The 19,037-nt window shown below is 41.3% G+C and carries 15 protein-coding genes and 1 riboswitch; of the genes, 8 read left to right on the plus strand and 7 right to left on the minus strand.

Annotated elements, in window-relative coordinates; all coding sequences use genetic code 11:
* Positions 1-12: 12 nt before the first annotated feature.
* Together ACQ2HE_RS11070 and ACQ2HE_RS11075 are read right to left on the minus strand one after the other, a co-directional pair.
* The gene (locus ACQ2HE_RS11070) at positions 13-612 is read right to left on the minus strand and encodes a DUF6580 family putative transport protein (RefSeq protein WP_430899513.1); all 600 of its coding nucleotides are present in this window, start codon (positions 610-612) and stop codon (positions 13-15) included.
* Positions 613-628: 16 nt separating this feature from the next.
* The gene (locus tag ACQ2HE_RS11075) at positions 629-2,560 is read right to left on the minus strand and encodes a TonB-dependent receptor plug domain-containing protein (RefSeq protein WP_430899511.1); all 1,932 of its coding nucleotides are present in this window, start codon (positions 2,558-2,560) and stop codon (positions 629-631) included.
* Positions 2,561-2,665: 105 nt separating this feature from the next.
* Positions 2,666-2,868: riboswitch (cobalamin riboswitch) on the minus strand.
* An 88-nt stretch (positions 2,869-2,956) separates the two neighbouring features.
* Here ACQ2HE_RS11075 and ACQ2HE_RS11080 point away from each other — a divergent pair.
* From ACQ2HE_RS11080 to ACQ2HE_RS11095, 4 genes are all read left to right on the plus strand, one after another.
* Positions 2,957-3,886: an SMI1/KNR4 family protein gene (locus ACQ2HE_RS11080; RefSeq protein ID WP_430899509.1), complete on the plus strand. Its 930-nt coding sequence runs from the start codon at positions 2,957-2,959 to the stop codon at positions 3,884-3,886.
* Positions 3,887-3,897: 11 nt separating this feature from the next.
* The gene (locus ACQ2HE_RS11085) at positions 3,898-4,731 is read left to right on the plus strand and encodes an alpha/beta hydrolase (protein WP_430899507.1); all 834 of its coding nucleotides are present in this window, start codon (positions 3,898-3,900) and stop codon (positions 4,729-4,731) included.
* A gap of 39 nt (positions 4,732-4,770) precedes the next feature.
* The gene (locus ACQ2HE_RS11090; protein ID WP_430899505.1) at positions 4,771-5,265 is read left to right on the plus strand and encodes a hypothetical protein; all 495 of its coding nucleotides are present in this window, start codon (positions 4,771-4,773) and stop codon (positions 5,263-5,265) included.
* A gap of 550 nt (positions 5,266-5,815) precedes the next feature.
* Positions 5,816-8,080 (plus strand): family 20 glycosylhydrolase, encoded by a 2,265-nt coding sequence (locus ACQ2HE_RS11095; RefSeq protein WP_430899503.1) that lies wholly within the window; start codon positions 5,816-5,818, stop codon positions 8,078-8,080.
* A 341-nt stretch (positions 8,081-8,421) separates the two neighbouring features.
* Here the strand turns inward: ACQ2HE_RS11095 and ACQ2HE_RS11100 are convergent, their stop codons facing one another.
* The 5 genes from ACQ2HE_RS11100 to ACQ2HE_RS11120 all read right to left on the minus strand — a co-directional run bounded on the left by ACQ2HE_RS11100 (position 8,422) and on the right by ACQ2HE_RS11120 (position 12,357).
* The gene (locus ACQ2HE_RS11100) at positions 8,422-10,035 is read right to left on the minus strand and encodes an alpha-L-fucosidase (RefSeq protein WP_430899501.1); all 1,614 of its coding nucleotides are present in this window, start codon (positions 10,033-10,035) and stop codon (positions 8,422-8,424) included.
* A gap of 74 nt (positions 10,036-10,109) precedes the next feature.
* Positions 10,110-10,508, minus strand: a complete 399-nt coding sequence (locus ACQ2HE_RS11105) for a hypothetical protein (protein WP_430899499.1) — start codon at positions 10,506-10,508, stop codon at positions 10,110-10,112.
* Entirely contained in the window at positions 10,505-11,248 is a 744-nt protein-coding gene (locus tag ACQ2HE_RS11110; RefSeq protein ID WP_430899497.1) for a class I SAM-dependent methyltransferase, read from the minus strand. The genes ACQ2HE_RS11105 and ACQ2HE_RS11110 overlap by 4 nt, the downstream gene beginning before the upstream one ends.
* Entirely contained in the window at positions 11,242-11,976 is a 735-nt protein-coding gene (locus ACQ2HE_RS11115) for a DUF2071 domain-containing protein (protein WP_430899495.1), read from the minus strand. Before ACQ2HE_RS11115 ends, ACQ2HE_RS11110 begins: the two co-directional genes overlap by 7 nt.
* 3 nt (positions 11,977-11,979) lie before the next feature.
* Complete coding sequence (locus ACQ2HE_RS11120; RefSeq protein WP_430899493.1) at positions 11,980-12,357, minus strand: DoxX-like family protein; 378 nt, start codon at positions 12,355-12,357, stop codon at positions 11,980-11,982.
* 504 nt (positions 12,358-12,861) lie between these two features.
* Here ACQ2HE_RS11120 and ACQ2HE_RS11125 point away from each other — a divergent pair.
* The 4 genes from ACQ2HE_RS11125 to ACQ2HE_RS11140 all read left to right on the plus strand — a co-directional run bounded on the left by ACQ2HE_RS11125 (position 12,862) and on the right by ACQ2HE_RS11140 (position 18,843).
* On the plus strand, positions 12,862-14,082 hold the full coding sequence (locus ACQ2HE_RS11125) for an ROK family protein (protein WP_430899491.1): 1,221 nt from the start codon (positions 12,862-12,864) through the stop codon (positions 14,080-14,082).
* 64 nt (positions 14,083-14,146) lie between these two features.
* The gene (locus tag ACQ2HE_RS11130) at positions 14,147-15,577 is read left to right on the plus strand and encodes a TonB-dependent receptor plug domain-containing protein (protein ID WP_430899489.1); all 1,431 of its coding nucleotides are present in this window, start codon (positions 14,147-14,149) and stop codon (positions 15,575-15,577) included.
* Positions 15,578-17,224, plus strand: coding sequence for a SusC/RagA family TonB-linked outer membrane protein (locus ACQ2HE_RS11135; RefSeq protein ID WP_430899487.1), 1,647 nt, complete (start codon positions 15,578-15,580; stop codon positions 17,222-17,224). It abuts the gene before it with no gap.
* Positions 17,225-17,229: 5 nt separating this feature from the next.
* Positions 17,230-18,843: a SusD/RagB family nutrient-binding outer membrane lipoprotein gene (locus tag ACQ2HE_RS11140; RefSeq protein ID WP_430899485.1), complete on the plus strand. Its 1,614-nt coding sequence runs from the start codon at positions 17,230-17,232 to the stop codon at positions 18,841-18,843.
* Positions 18,844-19,037 lie beyond the last annotated feature (194 nt).

A 19,037-nucleotide genomic window follows, 5' to 3' on the forward strand; every position in this document is an offset into this window, starting at 1 on the left:
CTTTCTTAGAATTTATTGTGCTAATGCGTTTGCTTGCTTTGTTTCACGTTTGCTGTACCATTCGAAGATGCCGAACATAATACCGCTACAGGCCAATGTGCCCATCAAGAAGTTCTTCATAAAGGGAAATCCTTGCACATAGGTTTGAAGCAAACCGGCCCAATCTCTCGATAATGGTTGCATGGTACGTAAGTCGATACCACCGCCTAACCATACACTAAAATCTGCGATGGCCCAATGCGTAAGGCTGGCAACAATTGCTGCTGAGAGAACGCGGGTTATTGTTACTTTAGTGATCATCCATTTGCCAATAAAGCTGATGAGTAAAAATCCCGCGTAGATATAATACCATCCGCCATACAGAATTCCGTATTTGCCATGAAACACAAAATACTGAATCAACAGATCACTGATTAGCAGCGTAAGCAAAGGAAAAAGCATAGCTTTCCACGATTTACTGAAATAAGCGCCACCAAACAATCCCATAGCTCCAATAGGGGTGAAATTGCTGATCGGAGTCATTTGAGCTGAATTCGGAATTCTAATTGCAGCTACGGCCAACATAATTATGACTAGCACTACGAGTTTTGGGTTTATTTTTTGAATCGACATACACGAACGTTTTATATTAGAAATTTACTTGAATACCGGTCATGAAATTACGGGCACGGGTATTATATCCTACCACATCAAAATAGGTTTGATTGGTAAGGTTCTTCAGGTCTACAAATAGCTGTCCGTATTTGAAGATTTTATAGGATGCGTATAGGTCTACTGTGTAGTAAGCGGGCATGGTATTGGGTCCTAGATCGTATGGACCTTTTAAGCGAGTGCCTACAAAACGAACACTAGCCATGGTAGTTAGGTTCTTTATTGGCATCACTGTAACTTGCGAATTCAAACTTAAATTAGGACGACGGTAGAGATTCTTTGTTTTGGTTCCTTCGCTTACACCTTCACCATCTACATAGGTGATATTGGTGGTCCAAAATCCTTTCTTTCCAAAACTGATGGTGCTTTCTACTTCTACTCCATAATCGTGCTGTTTGTCGCGATTGATATAATAGCTAGCATAGGTATTTGGATCTGTATAGAAAATGATCAAGTTCTTAATGTCTCTAACGAAACCGATCATTCGGAAACTTGCTTTTCTATTGGCTTCTCTGTATTGAAAACCAAATTCATAGTTGTTACTGGTTTCCGGCTTCAAATTTTTATTGCCGTATTCGCTGTAAAGTTGGTAGAGCGAAGGGGTTTTGAATCCGGAGCTGATGTTCACCAAAGCCGTTACTTCATCGGTTAATTTGAAAGAAGGGTTGATGCTAAAAGTGGTATTGTTTCCATAGATAGAATGATTGTTAAAACGGAGCCCGGCTTCTAAGTTGAAACCTGTTTTGGTGTTCCAGATTGCTGAAGCATACACTGCGGTATTGCTCATTTTCGTAGAATCTTTTCCTAGAGGCACACTGTTATACGGACCGAAGCTACTGATGCTTTTGTAGTATTGGTCGGTATTTTGGGCGAGGTATTGGACACCGGAAACCAAGGTAAGACTTGGAGCCAATTTCAGTGAACCAAACAAGTCGGTGATGCTGCTATGGCTCTTGTACGATTGTTCTGCCCATTTCGCAAAGCCGCCAATGTTTGCACTATCATCGAGCATAAAGCGCGAAGTATAGTTGAAGCTTTGTTGAAATTGCAAAGAACCTTTTTTACCGGTGTATTGAGAGGAAAGGGTATTCAACCAGTTGGTAGCAGTTAGATTGTAATCTTTGTCGTCTTTGAAGGCCCCTGCGTCTAGTCCAGCTTTGTATTTACTGTAGTTGCTGGTATACTTGATGCTCCAGTTGGGATTGATTTGATAGCCAACGGAGGCGATGAGGTTGTGTTGATCGAATCCATCTTTATCAAAGTTCTTAGTGCCTGTGCTGTCGTAAGCAGAGGAAAAGCCTTTGCTATTGGTGAAGCTGTATTGTGCACTGTACAAGAATTTATTGGCAGCGCCTTGAACACCGACATTAGCACGGAAGGTATTGTAGGAGCCGTATTGGAGTCCGGCGTTACCTCCCAATTTTTTGCCTCCTGCTTTTTTAGTAATGATATTGATCACTCCGGCAACGGCATCGCTTCCCCATAAAGTGGATTGGGCTCCTTTAAGAATTTCTATGCGTTCAATTTGATAGGCATTCAAGGAGTTGATGTCGAAACTATTGTTTATGAGAGAAGCATCACCTACAGGTACACCATCGATAAGGAATAAAACATTCCCGGTAGAAGAGCCTCTGAAATAGAGATCCTGATTGGTTCCCATGGCATTGTTGGCTCCAACGATGAAGATACCTGTTTGTTGATTGAGAATTTCGCCAACGGTTTTGTCGGCATTGCGTTCCAAAGTAGCGCGATCGATAACGGAGATCACTTTTCCGGTTTGCGATTGTTTTTGTTCGATGCGAGCGGCGGTAACTACTACTTCATCGAGGCTTTTGGTTCGGCTACTGTCTTGTGCCGAGAGGTGACTGCAATACAAGAGCGCAGCCACTAAAAACGCATTTTTTTTCATGTAGAAAAAGATGTTTTGAGTGACTGCTTCCGAGAAATAAAAAGATAGAAATATAATGCGAGACGGAGCCATTACACTTCCTGCCTTTCACCCGAAAGCAATGAAAATTGTTAACTGAGTTTGGCAGGTCTTCTGGCTTGCCGCCTTTTAAACGTCCTTCCCATTCTATTCAGAACAGTGGATGCAGTGTTTAAAAGTGTGTACGAAGTACAGCGGTTTTACAGCTACGGGGATAGCGCCGGATTTACACCGGACTTCCCTTTTAATTCCGGACATGAGATCCGGAAACCAAATTCGGTACAAAACTATACGAATTGTTCGATGAATGGCGCAGGAGTTTTCAACAGCTTCCTGTATGTTTGTTGAAAGCGGCTGAAAATCAAGCCAATTCAAGGTATGGAGTTTACAAATTTTTGGAATAATTATTCATTTGCAGTTGATTATTATGTAGGGGCACCCCTTACGCAAGCCATGGTAGATCAGGTTGAATCTGAAACGGGATACAAACTACCGGCATCGTATATCAATTTATTGCAATCTCAAAATGGAGGTGCTCCGTTTAAATGTAATATTCGAACAAAGGAGCCCAATTCTTGGTCGCACAATCGAGTGAGCATCGTAGGTATCTTAGGTATTGATCCCGAGCAATCGAACTCAGTAATTGGACAAACAGGTACTGCGTTCATGGTAGAGGAGTGGGGCTATCCGGAAATTGGTTTGTATATCTGCGACACGCCAACGGCGGGCCATCACATTGTAATGTTGGATTACAGAGAATGCGGAAAGCAAGGCGAACCTAAAGTTGTTTTTGTAGATCAAGAAATCGATTATAAAGTAACCGTAATTGCAAATGACTTTGCAAGTTTTCTCGCTGCATTGGAGCCGGATGAAGCATTTGAAGAAGGCGATAAAGTAATTGACGAGGCATTGGCAAAATTGGAAACATTGAGCTATGCTGTTCCTTGGAAGAACTTGTTATCGGCGGCTCAATTTGAATTTGCGGGAGTATTGTTTAAGAAGATCATTGCATCCTCGATAGTAGCGAATGATGGAAAAGTGATAGTAGAGGGTGGTTCATTTGTTTTATTTGATTTTTGTGCACAGGTTGTTTTCGATTCTCACAAAGTAAAATCTTCCGAAGAACTCATCTCCCTTTTAAGAGCCGCTGCCATTGAAGATTGGACCGGCCCTGAATTTTTCGAAGCCATTCTCAACTGGTGGAATCAAATGATAACCGAGAAGAAGATCATAAAGGGATTTTGGGGTGGGTATAGGTTTAGTGAGCTTGCAATTTCCGAACTTAAAAAACAACTTCATTATTACTAATGCTATTTCTTATGAATACTAGACTCATTTTTTTTAGTTTTCTTTTTCTTGTCTCTATAGCTACAAGAGCACAGTCTTCTCAATCCAAACCCCTCACCATCGGTTCTACTGAAACTTTCAACTCCTCTTTCCTCAAAGAACCTCGCTCCATCAACGTCTATGTACCCGTTGGATACAACCCAAAGGATACCGTTACTTATCCGGTTGTATACGTTTTAGACGGCGGACTCGATGAAGATTTCCTGCACATCGCAGGCATCTATCAGTTCAATAGTTTTGAATGGATCAATTTGGTGCCGAAATCAATTGTTGTGGGGATTGTGAATACCGCCCGTCGCCGCGATATGACTTTTCCCGTTTCAAATAAAGAAGCCTACAAACGCTTTGAACCCCTCGGTGGCTCCGAGGCCTTCATGAACTATATCGAGAAAGAAGTGATCCCTTTTGTAGGGTCTCACTATAAGACCAATAGCTACAAAACAATCGTTGGGCAATCATTGGCCGGACTCTTTGCGACAGAAGTATTGCTAAAACGACCCACTCTTTTTAATGAATACATCATTGTGAGTCCCAGCATTTGGTGGAATGATGGTTCTTTGTTGAATGAGTCGATAGAAGCTTTTTCAAAAGCCAATCAATTAAAGATCTATATCGGAGTAGGGAAAGAAGGACTGGCTCCCATCAAAGAACCGCATGTGATGGAAGTGGATGCCAATCTCTTAGTAGAGAAATTAAAAGCTGCAAAAAATTCAACACATAAAATTGTATTCGATTACCTGCCGAATGAAACTCATGCTACTGTTACGCATCAGGCGGTTTTTAATGCATTGCGATTATTACATTGATTACGTAAATTGATCTTACTTTAACTTAAATCTAGTTGTATGCGATTTACTGTTTTATTCGCGCTAATATTAATCAACGTTTCATCTGTTGCTCAACCAAGTTCTTTCCCTGAAAGATGTATCGGTCTGTGGAAGGGTGCCATAGATATTTATTCAAAGGGAGTATTAAAGCAACAAATTCCGGTGACTTTTACTGTGGCATATATCAATGATTCGTTAGGATATACTTGGAAAATGGAGTACCAAACAGGGGAGAAGCCTATGGCCAAAGACTACCGATTGGTGTATGAAAAATCATCCAATCGATTTGTGGTGGATGAAGGTGATGGCATCAAGCTTTATGAATATCCGGTTCAAAATAAAATGTATTCGATGTTTGAAGTGTCGGGATCAGTGCTTACTGCGTCATATGAATTGGTTGGAGAGCAGTTGATCTTTGAAGTTACTTCGGGGAAGAAATTTGAAACGGTGAACGGAGTATCGAATTACTCGGTAGATGGGGTGCAGCGGGTGGTACTGAAGAGAGTTAAGTAGGTTCATCGCGGAGGGAAATGAGGGCTGAAGTTCTTGAAGTCGTCATTTTTTTGATGTTGCTGCTTATTCGAGTTTTTACTCTACCGCAAAGTAAAGAAGAACGCAACGGCGCGCAACGGTTTATAAAGGCTATTACGTTATGCATCTTTGCGAACTTTGTTTCGTTGCGGTAGCGTAAACTTTCACACCTTAAGACTTTTGATAAAAACAAAACAATCAATCTTTCAAAAGTCACAACCAATAACACTCTCCGCGTCTCTCATTCACTCCTTCCCTCCGCGATGATCTGTCCCTCCAATAAAAACTGCTATTCATTTCTTTGCGTACCGTTGCGCTCTTCGTTACTTTGCGGTAGCGTAAACTGTTCGATTATCAGCGTAATCAAAATCTACAAGTACTCTCCGAATTAAAAGTTCCAATATTCTCCGCGTTTCTCATTCTCTCCTTCCCTCCGCGATGAACCTTCCCTCCTCGATGATCAACTTTTATAATTTTTTATTAATAAATTCTTTCCACCAGATGCCCTAACTTTCCGCTTCAATTCTACATCATGAAGCGTTTATTGATTGCATTGGCAAGTACATTCATTGCATTTTATGGAAACTCTCAATCCGGTATTTCCATCATTCCGCAACCCAATACCCTTACTCCGGGCACCGGAACCTTTGTATCAAATGCATCCACTACCATTTACTTCGATCCCGCTTTCGAAACCGAAGCGCAACTGCTCAAGCAATGGTTTCCGAAATCAAAATTGGTTCAGTCTTCCAAGTCCGATGATGCCACCAACGCCATCGTTCTTAAATTGATTTATACTATCAGAGCCGATAATGGCTATTCCCTCCTCATCAACCCCAAACAAATAAAGATCACTGCAAGCTCTTCAGAAGGAGTATTCTATGCCCTTCAATCGCTTCGACAACTACTGCCTTCCACCATCGAAAACAAACCCGGCGGCAGCTATAAAATACCTGCAGTTTCTATACAAGACGCCCCTCAATACAATTGGCGCGGATTACATCTCGACGTATCACGACATTTCTTCACCATGGACTACCTCTACAAATTGGTAGACCGCATGAGCCTCTATAAATTCAATAAACTTCATTTGCACCTGACCGACGATCAAGGTTGGAGAATCGAAATCAAAAAATATCCATTACTCACCTCTCAAGGTGCATGGCGCAGCCTCAATAACCAAGATTCCGGTTGTATGAAACTCGCCAAAGACAATCCTGATTTTACGATCGACCCACGCTTCATTCATACAAAAGAGGGTAAAACCACCTACGGTGGATTCTATACACAGGCAGAAATGAAAGCCTTTGTTGCCTATGCTGCAAAGAAGCATATTGATATCATCCCTGAAATTGACATGCCCGGTCACATGATGGCCGCCATTCATGCGTATCCTTATCTGAGTTGTTCAGGTGGAAGCACCTGGGGCGAGCTCTTCAGTACCCCTATTTGTCCGGGTAAAGAATCGACCTACCAATTCGCGCAAGATGTGTTTTCCGAGATCATGGATATTTTTCCTTCAGAATACATTCACTTAGGTGCCGATGAAGTAGATCGGAAAGCGTGGGCCAATTCACCCGATTGCCAAGAATTAATGAAACGCGAAGGCATCAAAACCCTTCCTGAATTGCAGAGTTATTTTGTAAGAAGAATGGAGCAGTTCTTTATTAGCAATGGAAGAAAGTTGATAGGATGGGATGAAATTTTAGAAGGCGGTGTTACCCCCACTGCAAACGTTATGTACTGGCGCTCCTGGGTACCTGATGCTCCCATTCATGCAGCTAAGCTGGGTAATAAAGTGATCATGAGTCCGGGCAATCCTTTGTATTTCGACAATGCCCCCGATCCGCAATCACTTTACAATATCTATCATTTCGATGTAGTACCAAAAGCGCTTACCGCCGAAGAAGGCAAAGCTATCATTGGCGCACAAGCGAACTTGTGGAGTGAATACGTGCCTTCGGAAGCCCGAGCCGATTACTTGTATTTCCCTAGAATGATTTCCTTGTCGGAAAGACTCTGGTCTGCCAATAGAGACTATGCTTCGTTTCAGCAACGTTTGGCTACTCAGTTTGGCCGACTCGATAATATGGGCGTAAAATACCGATTGCCGGATGTGTTGATTCCAGCAGAATCATTGGTATTTGTAGACAGTGCCAAGCTTCAAATAAAAACACCGGCTCCCGGACTCACCATTCGCTTTACTACCGATGGCAGTATTCCCAATAAGACGTCTAAACTGTTACCGGCAACTTATGTGGTGAAGAAAGAACAAGTCGTGAAATTAGCAGCCTTTAATGCCAATGGAAGAAAAGGTGATGTATACACATTAACATACAAAAAGCAATCTTTGGCCACTTCAATTGAAGCTTCAGCGAAAAAAGGATTGAAAGTAGATTATTTCAAAAAGTTCTATAAAACGGTTACCGTATTGCCCAACGAAAAGCCTGATAGTAGTTTTGTAGTAGCAGGCATTACAGTACCTTCTTATGTAAATGCTCCTTCTTTCGGTCTTGTTTATCAAGGCACCATCACTGTTCCTGAATCGGGTATTTATACTTTTTACTTCACTTGCGATGATGGGGGGATTCTTACTATTGCCAATCGATTGGTAGTAGACAATGATGGCTTGCATGCTCCTAAAGAAAAGTCCGGTCAAATTGCCCTCGCCAAAGGCGCTCACCCATTCAATTTAGCATTCATTGAAGGCGGCGGCGGTTATACATTGAAGTTAAAGTATAGTTTCAATGGGGGAGAAGCGAAGGAGGTGCCGGAATCGTGGTTCGGGAAAAATTAATAATTAAGAATGAAGAATTAAGAATTGGGGCAGCTTGATTAATTTGAGAGTTTGAATACTTGACCACGGATAGCTCAGATAATAAATACAAGATTTACACAGATTAGACCCTGAGTAAACGAAAGACTGATAGTAGTTTCAGTCTCTAATCTGTGTAAATCTATTCTAATCTGAGCTATCTGTGGTCGAAGAAAACTAGCTCTCTATTTTATTTCAGTCAACAAGATTCTTCAATCAGTCTACTCTACCGCAACGTAACAAAGAGCGCAAAGGTGCGCAACGAGGGTTGCAGCGCAGCTGCGCAAAACTTAACTACTAAATAACTACAAACTAAAGAACTTCTATTTTACTTCTAGTACGTACGCTACTTCCTCCATTGCATCCACTGGCCAAATAACCTCCAACCCCGCATTCGTTTGCTTCCACTTCAAAGATTTATTATATCCCAATAATCGCACCGATTTAATGACAGTTGGTTTGGTTCCTGCTTTTGTTCCCAACATTGTCAATACTGCCTTCTCTTCAGGCTTTCCCAAGATAAACGCATAGGTAGTGGCACCTTTCTTTGTATAACGAATGTCTTTATTTGTGAACTTCACATCGTTTTCATTGAACATTCCCTCTTTAATAACAGTGGGGCCTTCGCCAAAAACTTTCCATGGTCTTGTTCCGAAAATAGCAGTACCATTCACTTGCATCCATTTTGCCAGATCTTCCAAAAATGCCAATTCCAATTCATCGATACTGCCATCACCTCTTACAGGAATACTCAGTAAAAGGTTTCCATTCTTACTAACGATATCGATCAACTGATGTACTACTTGTTTTACTGATTTGTACCCCTTTCTATTATATACATCTCTATTATAGTGCCAATCGCCAATGCAGGTGCAGGTTTGCCAAGGAAAGGGTTTGATGGATTCGGTGTATCCTCTTTCGAAATCTTCTACCACACCTTTGTTTTGATTGCCTTGCAAATATTTGGCTGTTACCACTACATTTGTTTTGCCGGCATGATTTTTCAAGTCTTGATTGTAGATATCGGCTACGACGTCAACACCTGTTTGACCCAAGGGCAAACCGAAATTATCGAAGTACACCAAGTCGGGTTTGTATTGTTGCACCAAATCTTGACAACGCAGGTACCAGTTGTTTACAAATTTCAAATTGGTAGGAGGAGCAAATTCATTCCAAGGACGGGTATTCGCTTCGTGCCATTTTTGCAAGGAATCAATGGTAGTAATGCCGTCGGGCATTTTAATGGTAGGACCGGTATACAAATCTTGAGGATCCAAACCTTCCCACCATTTGCCTTTTCCATCAGCTTTGGTAAGCACTGCTGCGTCGTACCGAACGCCGGCTTTGGGTCCTTCTGCATCGTATCCATAAGCCGATTGCAACCAATGCCATGCATGCGCCGAGTGATTGCTTACGCCAAAATAAAGACCGTTTTTACGTGCAAGTTTCTCCCAGATACCAACAATGTCTTTTTTCGGACCCACATTCACTGAGTTCCAAGGATGGTATTTGGAATTGTACGCATCGAAATTATCGTGGTGATTGGCGAGTGCTACAAAATACTTGGCACCTGCCTTTTTATAAAGGGCCATCAGTTTTTCCGGATCCCAATTTTCCGCTTTCCACAAATTGTCGAATTCCATAAAACCAAATTCAGATGGGTGTCCGTAATTCTTAACATGAAACTTGTTCTGGCCATAGCCTTGAATGTACATATGACGGGCATACCAATCGCCTGCTTCGGGAACACATTGTGCCGACCAGTGTGCCCAGATTCCAAATTTCGCATCTTGGAACCATTCCGGACATTGGTACTGCGCTATAAAGGATTCCCAAATGGCTTTGTATTTTCCGGGTGTAATTTTGTAGGTGAGGCTGTCTTGAGCAAGACTGAATTTTCCCAAAAAAAGGAGTATAACAAAAAGAATGCGTTTCATGATTTTAAGGACTTATATTCCTCGAATATACTACAATAACGCATTCTTTTTTTTAGAAGTGTATAAATGACACTTTAATTACTTATAAAGACATAGAGGAACAAACCGGTGCACCAGATCCAAAAACCTGTAAATACGATGTGGATGATTGTTTCAAATGACTTGCCCTTCCACAAATAGGGGCTGTACCAGAACAATTGGATGAGGAGTCGAAGGAACCAGAAGATGCTAAGTGCCGCTGCAATTGATTTTCCAAGTGAAGTGGAATGAAGCTCGGAAGGAAAGAATAAACACAATAGTCCCATTAGCAATACAGTAAGTGCAATGAAAAATGTGTGCACTTCCATCATTTGTTTATTGATCAAACTTAGTTTCGACAAGTCTTTTTTCCAATTAAAATACTTGGGGAAAATTACATGCATTAGAGCCAATAGCACGAAAGTAGATCCGGTTAGTTGAAGGGCTGTGTTCATTTGTTCAAAATAAAGCAATGTACAAATGGGGTGATGTTTTGAATACGTTCGATTTTCAATCCCGCTTCCGCAAAATTCTGCTTCCATGTTTGAAGAGAGTGAAAATGGAAAAATCCTATGGTATAAGCCAAGAAGTTCCAGGGATCTCGTAGATGTTCAATGATATAAATTCGGCCTTCACTTTTGAGTACTCTGCTGCATTCGTTTAGAAAAACACTGCGTTCCTCATGGTTGCGTATTTCATGAGCAGCAAACATGAGATGCACGATTTCGGTGGAAGCATCCGCTAAAGGAATATGACGGTAACTTATTGAAATGGTGTTTGGTGAAGGAGGATATTTTTGTCGCGCTTTTTTAATGGAAGGTTCGGTTTGATTTTTTTCATTAAAGAAATCAAATTCAACAATGGTCGCATTAGGAAAAAGTTGCTTTAGTTGCGGGGTACATTCATCAAAGCCGGCATGAATTTGGGCCAATTGGAACCTCTTTTCTGAAGATTCCAACCAAGGAAGTTGATAGAGGTTACTTCGATCGTAGATCAAATGAGTGATGATCAAAGAAACGACGGTCGGCACCAAACTGCTGCCACAGGCGATCCATGCAACGATTCGAAGCAATGGATCTGCAGAAAACACTGCCAATAACGCTAGAGCAGTACAGGTGATCAATGCTAAGAGGTAGAAACGCAGGTTGAACTGCACCACATTCACTACACCTTGGAAAGGGGAACGCGTTACCATTTTTCAACCCTCCCTTTTTCCCAACGATAGGGGATGTTTTGAATGGTAAAGGCATTAGCTAAAATGGCTCCTTCAAAAGGCGGCGACTTTAGAAGATCTATGGAGCAATGATGAATCTCGATGGATTGCGGATGCCAGTCTTCTCTATTCCCCTGAACGATCAAGAGTTCTTTTCGCTCCGGAAATACCGAGAAGGTAAAGGGTAGGGGGCCTGCAAAGCGACGCGCTTCAGTCCAATTATTAAAAGGTGATCCCTTCGGTAACGGTACGGTTGCTGCATCTTTTGTATAGGAAATATCAATACCAATTTCTTTTGATTGAATAGTACAATGATTCTCTCGTTTGGAGAAATTGATATCAATGGTTTGGTATTTATAAGAAGTAAAAATAGAACCCAGAATCTCCATTTTTTTCCGATCGGTGTAGGAGCGAATGATGTAGAGTCCTCTCTTTCTTTTTTGTTCAAGACTTACATGATCCACAAAAATTCGAAAACCTATTAAGTTGAAATTGTTTCCGAGAAAGGAAGGAAACAGTGCCGGTCGTAGTTTTGAGGTTTTAACAAATGCAAGGGTGATGAATCCCCATGCATCTTTCCAGGTTTCCAAAACAAGCGGTTCCGGTACCAATGGGGTTAGTTTTTCTTTTGGCAGGGCAAAGCTCAGTACCACTGTTTCTTCTAATACTGCTTCTACTGCAAAAGGATGATATGATAATCGAATGGACAATTATTAATACTTTTTAAACCGATGTACAAAATAGTACCATAGGAAAATACAAAATATAAATGCAAAAACAATGTTTCCGTAGCCCCATAGTAAAAGGTCGGGGGCTAAAACTGTTTCGAGAATGTTCATCGTTAAGATCAACAGCATCTGAAACAGAGCTGTTTGCTTAGGATACTTATTAAGAACTATCCAAATACCGATTGCCACTTCACCGATACCTATTAGTTGAGTTAGCGTGTGAGCATAATTGTTACCAAGTATGCGAGCAACGATGGCCTCATGTCGGGGTACTTGGGCGCTTATTTTGCACCAAGCACCATTAATGATCCATACGGAAGCGACCAACAATCGAACTGCAAAATCAATGCGTAATTTGTACATATTAATTAAAATTTCCCCCAACTGCCGTTGTTGATTTAATATGATTGACAATAGTATGACAAAAACTTAAAATGATTTTCTAACTAAATAAAAATATTACGAAGATGGTGTAATAAATAAAAAAGTGAAACATGCTTTTTGTTAGTTTTTTGCGCAGTTTTTTTCCAATATTATCCATTTGTGTGAATATTTTAACCATACGCAGCAGGTAATACCTTTAAGTGTCTATTTTACATTTATATTAAGGATTTGTTAAGAAGAATATATTAGAATATTCATATGTGTTAGAAAGAACTGGAATCCGAGATGTAGAAAAATACGATGTGCTTGTCTTCCTTATCTTGCTTCACTGTTGCCTTAGAGAATAAGACCGCACTTCGATTAGAGAGAAATCAAATAATTACACTAACAAACTAAAATATTTAATAAGTTTTGATATAATTAAATAAGTGTAAAAATTACATTTATTTATAATATCTGAGAACTAAAGCTAAAAGTTTGCTTATGACAATGGGACTGGTTTCAAAGAAGACTGACTTGTACCGAAAGGAGATTTTCAAAACGCTCTATTTTGAAAAGGCAGCTTCTTGTGCTGATATTAGTGCAAAGATTGGCAAGAGCATTCCCTTGATCACAAAGGTGTTGAATGATCTTATTAAAGAAGGGGTGGTTATTGAAACGGGTTATGCATCCTCTACGGGTGGTCGTCGTGCCTTGCTCTATTCTTTGAAAGAAGACACCATCAACATTGTGGCAGTGGCGGTAGAGCAGTATGTTACGCGCATCGCCATTATGAACTTCAAAAATGAACTGGTGGGTTCAGTTTACGAAATGGATCTCCACCTTCAAAAAAACGACGACTCTCTCAATATTATTACTGCTAAAATTGAAGAAATCATTACGGCATCGGGTATCGACAAAACGAAGATTGCGGGAATAGGAATTGGGATGCCCGGATTCATCAATGTGAACGACGGAATTAACTACAGTTATTTACAAACCGGTACAAAAGAAAACATTCCAACCTACATGTCGAATAAGTTGGGATTGCCGGTATACATCGATAACGACTCTACCCTCATGGGACTGGCCGAACTGAAGTTTGGTTCTTTGTATGGAAAGAAGAATGCCATGGTAATCAACATTGGCTGGGGAATTGGGCTGGGCGTTATTTTAAACGGACAAGTATATAGGGGGATGAATGGTTTTGCGGGAGAGTTTAGTCATATTCCATTGTTCGCCAGTGATCGTTTGTGCACTTGTGGCAAGAGCGGTTGTTTGGATACCGAAGCACCCTTGGCGGTGATTTTGGAAAGAGCATTGGAAGGATTGAAAGACGGTCAATTAAGTAAGCTAAAAGAAAAGGAATTAAAAGGTCGTCCGGAAGATGCGGTAGATGCATTAATAGAAGCAGCGAAAACGGGTGATATGTTCACGGTGAAGTTGTTTTCTGAATCAGCCTACAGCATTGGGAGAGGGATTGCGGTATTGATTCACCTTTTGAATCCTGAAATATTCATTCTAACGGGGAGAGGTGCTGCGTTGGGAAAGATCTGGTTAGCGCCCATGTATCATTCTTTGAACGAGCATTGCATTCCAAGCCTGTCTGTGAATACTCAACTGAAGATTTCTTCTTTGGGTATAGATGCTGAGTTGATTGGTGCGGCAGCTTTGGTGATGGAGAATTATGCAGAAGATCATTTATTAAAATCACACACAAACTAATTGCGTGAGGCGAAGCGGTCTCATGTAATACTAATCAACCATTATTTAACCCAAAAAAGCTGCTATGTTCAGAATTATCTCGGCTTGTATGTTGCTGCTCTGCAGTTTCGTAGCAACAGCGCAAACGCGACAGCTGTCAGGTGTCGTGTCCGATGACGCAGGCGGTGCTGCAATCGCATCCGCAACAGTAAAAGTAAAAGGGAAGTCCATCGCAACTACCACAAATGCGAATGGTCAATTCTCTTTAGCAGTTCCCACAGGGAACATTGTTCTCGAAATTTCTTCTGTAGGTTACACTGCATTGGAAGTTTCTGTAAAAGAAGGTGAAAACAACATCACCGTTTCTCTCTCTAAAAATGCCGCTACACTTGATCAAGTGGTAGTTACAGCCTTGGGTATCACGAAAGAACAAAAGAAACTTGGTTATTCTGTTACTACCGTTGGTGGTGAGCAGTTGAACAAGGCTCGTGAAACCAACGTTGCATTATCATTGGCCGGTAGAGTAGCCGGTTTGAACGTTAAAGGATCTAGTGGTGGTCCTGGTTCAACAGCACGCGTTTTATTGCGTGGTATGCCTAGTATGAACTCTGGTGGTTCTCCTTTGTATGTTATTAATGGTATTCCCATCGATAACACTCAAAGAGGTTCTTCAGGCGAGTGGGGCGGTTCTGATAACGGCGACGGTATCGGAAACATCAACCCAGATGATATCGAGAGCATGACCGTTCTGAAAGGTCAGTCAGCTTCTGCATTGTACGGTGCTCGTGCATCAAACGGTGTTATCTTGATTACTACTAAAAGTGGTAAAAAAGGCGACTTGAACGTTGAGTACAATGTTAACTATGTTGCCGACAAATCTTGGAACATCACTGATTTCCAATATCAGTATGGTCAAGGAGTAGGTGGTTTGAAACCAACTACTGCCAACGAAGCTTTGCAAACGGCTCGTATGAGCTGGGGTGCAAAACTCGACGGTTCTCAAGTAATTCAGTTCGACGGTAAGCAATATGCATACTCTGCAGTTAAAGACAATTTGGATCGTTTCTACAGAACAGGTGCTTCTTTAACCAACACCGTTTCGGTGTCTAAAGGTAGCGACCAAGGTTCTTTCCGTTTATCTCTTTCAAACCTCGACAACAACTCTGTTGTTCGTAATAGCGGTTTGGATAGAAAAACAGTGAACTTGAACATCGAGCAAAAAGTTACCGATAAGTTGAAGATCAACATCATGGCTAACTACGTGAACGAAGAATCTAAAAATCGTTCTCAGTTGAGTGATGGTCCAATGAACCCTAACAACGGATTGTTCTTGGCTACCAACATCGACCAAGCTATTTTGGCTCCGGGTTACAACCCAACAACCGGTGTTGAAACTCGTTGGAGCGATGATGAGTACGTAACTAACCCATGGTTTGTAGTAAATCAATACAAAAACGACTTAAGCAGAAAACGTTTCATTACGTCTGTTTCTGCTCGTTATAACTTCACTAGCTGATTGTATGCACAAGGTCGTGTTGGTTATGACTTATTGAACGACCGCGTATTCAAAGTCACTCCTTGGGGTACTGCTTATTCAAACAGCTTCAAAGGTGGTTTGGATGAGTTGAGCAACCGTCAAACCTACGAATTGAACGTAGAAGGTTTTGTAGGTGCTACTCATAAGTTAACAAAAGATATCGGATTGGATGCGGTAGTTGGTGCGAACCTTCGCAAAAACCAAAGTGAATACATCAGTGTAAATGGTGGTCCTTTCGTTCTTCCTTATTTGTATACTCCTTCTAACGTAGTAAACTACGGAAGAGGTTACAGCTTCTGGAAAACTGAAGTACAGTCTGCTTACTACACTTTGGATTTCAGCTACAAGAACTTCTTAACACTCGGTACTACCGGTCGTTACGATAAATACTCTACTTTACCTGAAAGCAACAACAGTGTATTCACTCCATCTTTCAACGCAGCATTTATTTTCTCTGAGTTAGTGGATGTTCCACAATTGAGCTTCGGTAAATTAAGAGCGTCTTATGCAATTACCAGCGGTGAGCCTGCAAATGCTTATCAAACAGCGGTTTACTACTCTCCCGGTAATGCAATCAACGGTACTCCTACCGGAAACTTCAGCAACAGCTTACCTAACTTGTTCCTCAAGCCATTTACTTTGAGTGAGGTGGAAGTTGGTACTGAGTTGAAATTCTTCGGTAACCGTTTAGGTTTCGATATCGCTTATTTCAGCAGAAAAACCAAAAACGAAATCATGCCTGCTAGCTACAGCGTAGCAACTGGTTATACCAGTGGTGTGATTGGTACTGGTGCTACTGAAAACAAGGGTATTGAAATTTTGGTTACAGGTACTCCGGTTCAAACGAAGAACTTCACTTGGAATGTTAGCTTCAATGCAACTAGCGTTAACAACAAAATCGTTAACACTGATGCGAACAACAATCCAATTGGTCTTGGTGTAAACCGTGCTACTTTGGGTAACGCTCAAACTTTCTTCATCCCTGGTATGAGTGGTCCTCAAATTAAAGCATACGACTATAAGTATGATTCTAAAGGTCAAATCGTAGTGGATGCCTCTGGTTATCCTTTGCGTGGCGACTTCAAAACATACGGTAGCGTATTGCCTACTTTCTATGGTGGTTTGAACAACGAATTCACTTATAAAGGAGTTACTTTATCTTTCTTGATTGACTACAACTATGGTAACAAAATCATGTCTGCAACTAAATACTATTCATTGTTCAGAGGTTTAGACAAAGAAACCCTCAATGGACGTGATGGTATTACAACTGGTGTAACTGAATCTGGTGCTACCAATACAGTGAAAGCAGATGCACAAGGTTACTATCGTTCATTGGCTCAACGTGTAACTGGTGTTACTGTATTGAGCGGTGATTTCATCAAGTTCAGACAGTTAACAATTGGCTATACATTAGGAGAAAAAGTATTTGCTAAAGTTCCGGCTATTCGTTCTATCAACCTTTCGTTGGTGGGAAGAAACCTCTTCATCATTATGAAGAAGAGCGACAACATCGATCCAGAAAGCAACTTCCGTGCGGATGTTCGCTATGCAGGTATCGAAGGAACCAGCTTACCTCCTGTTAGAAGCTTTGGTTTAAATGCCAACATTAAATTCAAAAAATAAGCTTTATGAAAAGAATCCTTTATATATTCACCGCTTGCACCGCTTTAATGGTGGGATGTACAAAAGACATCAGCAAGGTGAACATCGACCCGTCTCAAGCGAGTGCGGAGAACTTCGATGCAAACCTGTTGTTGCCCTCTTTGCAATACAACTATTGCACAGGTATCAGTGGATACAATGGTCCTGTTCTCTTCCAAAGTATGTGGGCTCAGGTATTGGCATCTACAACCACAGGCGCTGCTAACTATTATTCAAACGCTGATAAATACGTTCAAAGTGGTAACACTTTCGACTACGCTCAGCGTACTTGGAGCATCAACTACGGTGCTGCTAGTTATGCATACGAAATTCAACAATTGGTGGCAAGCAAGCCTGAACTTTCTAACTTGGCTGCCGCTGCGCAGATCATGAAAGTTTTAAGCTTGTCTGCTGTTACCGATATCTATGGTGATATCCCTTACACAGAAGCTTTGAAAGCTAAATCTGACGGAATCACTACTCCTAAGTATGACAAACAATTAGATGTTTACAAATCAATGCTCAGCGAATTAGATGCTGCAGTTAGCGCTTTGTCTACTTCTAAAGCAGGTCCTACAAACGATGCCTTTACTTACAAGGGCGACGTTGCAAAATGGAAAAAATTCGGTTATTCTTTAATGTTGAAATTGGCGATGCGTTTGGCTAAAGGTGATGCTGCTACAGCTAAAACCTATGCTGAAAAAGCTGCTGCTGGTGGTACTTTTGCTAGCAATGCAGACAATGCATTGTTGTATGCTCAAAATGCTACCGGTTTCGGAAGCAATACCGCTCAGCCTTTCAACGTTCCTGCCGATTTCTATCAAGTTCGTTGGAGCAAAACCTTCATCGATTTACTGAAAGCTACTAACGACCCTCGTTTGGCCGTTATCGCTGAAGTACCTCCTGCTGGTTTAACTGCTAACCAAGACCTGACATTGACCGGTGACAATACCATCGCAAATCAACGTGGTTTACCCAATGGTTATGATATGAATGGTGGACCCACTGATATTACTACATCTGCCGGTTACCCCGGTGGTACTGGTTCAGGCTCTGATTTAACTCCAATTGGTAAGTACTCTCGTCCAACTGCTATGTACAGAAACAGAGATAATCCTTATTTCGTTCTTACATATGCTGAAACAGAGTTCTTATTGGCTGAAGCTGCTGTTAGAGGTTTCAATGTTGGCGGAACTGCATCTGCACACTATGCAAATGGTTTGACTGGTGCGTTAACAATGTTCTCTGCTTACACAACTGCCGCAACTAGCGTTAGCAGTGGTACTGCTACTACTTTTGCTGCAGCTAACCCTCTTAACACTTCTTCTACTGCTGCTTCATTGAAACAAATCAATGAACAACTCTGGGCTGCTACAGGTAGCGTAATGAACTTCCTTGAAAGCTGGAATAACTGGAAACGCTCTGGTTACCCTTCTTTAACGGCTGTTAATTACTCTGGTAACTTCTCGAATGGTCAAATTCCAAGAAGACAACCATACCCAAGCTCAGAATCAAGCCTCAACTCTGCTAACTATGCAACAGGTGTTGCTAGCTTAAGCGGTGGTGACAACTGGACTTCTAAAGTTTGGTGGGATCAATAAATATGGCTAATTATTAAATGAAAAAAGGACTGTCTTTTTTAAGACGGTCCTTTTTTAATTAATAATTATAAAATTAATAATTAATAATTGGGCCTCCGGTTTTACCGCAACGTTGCTTCCTCTCTTCTCGTTCTTCGTTTCCCCTCATCCTCGCTCCTCATCTCCTCCCATCCTGTATTCCGGCTGTTTCATTA

Origin of the sequence: Endoryza foliicola, assembly GCF_050589245.1 — a bacterium.
GTDB lineage: Bacteria > Bacteroidota > Bacteroidia > Chitinophagales > Chitinophagaceae > Endoryza > Endoryza foliicola.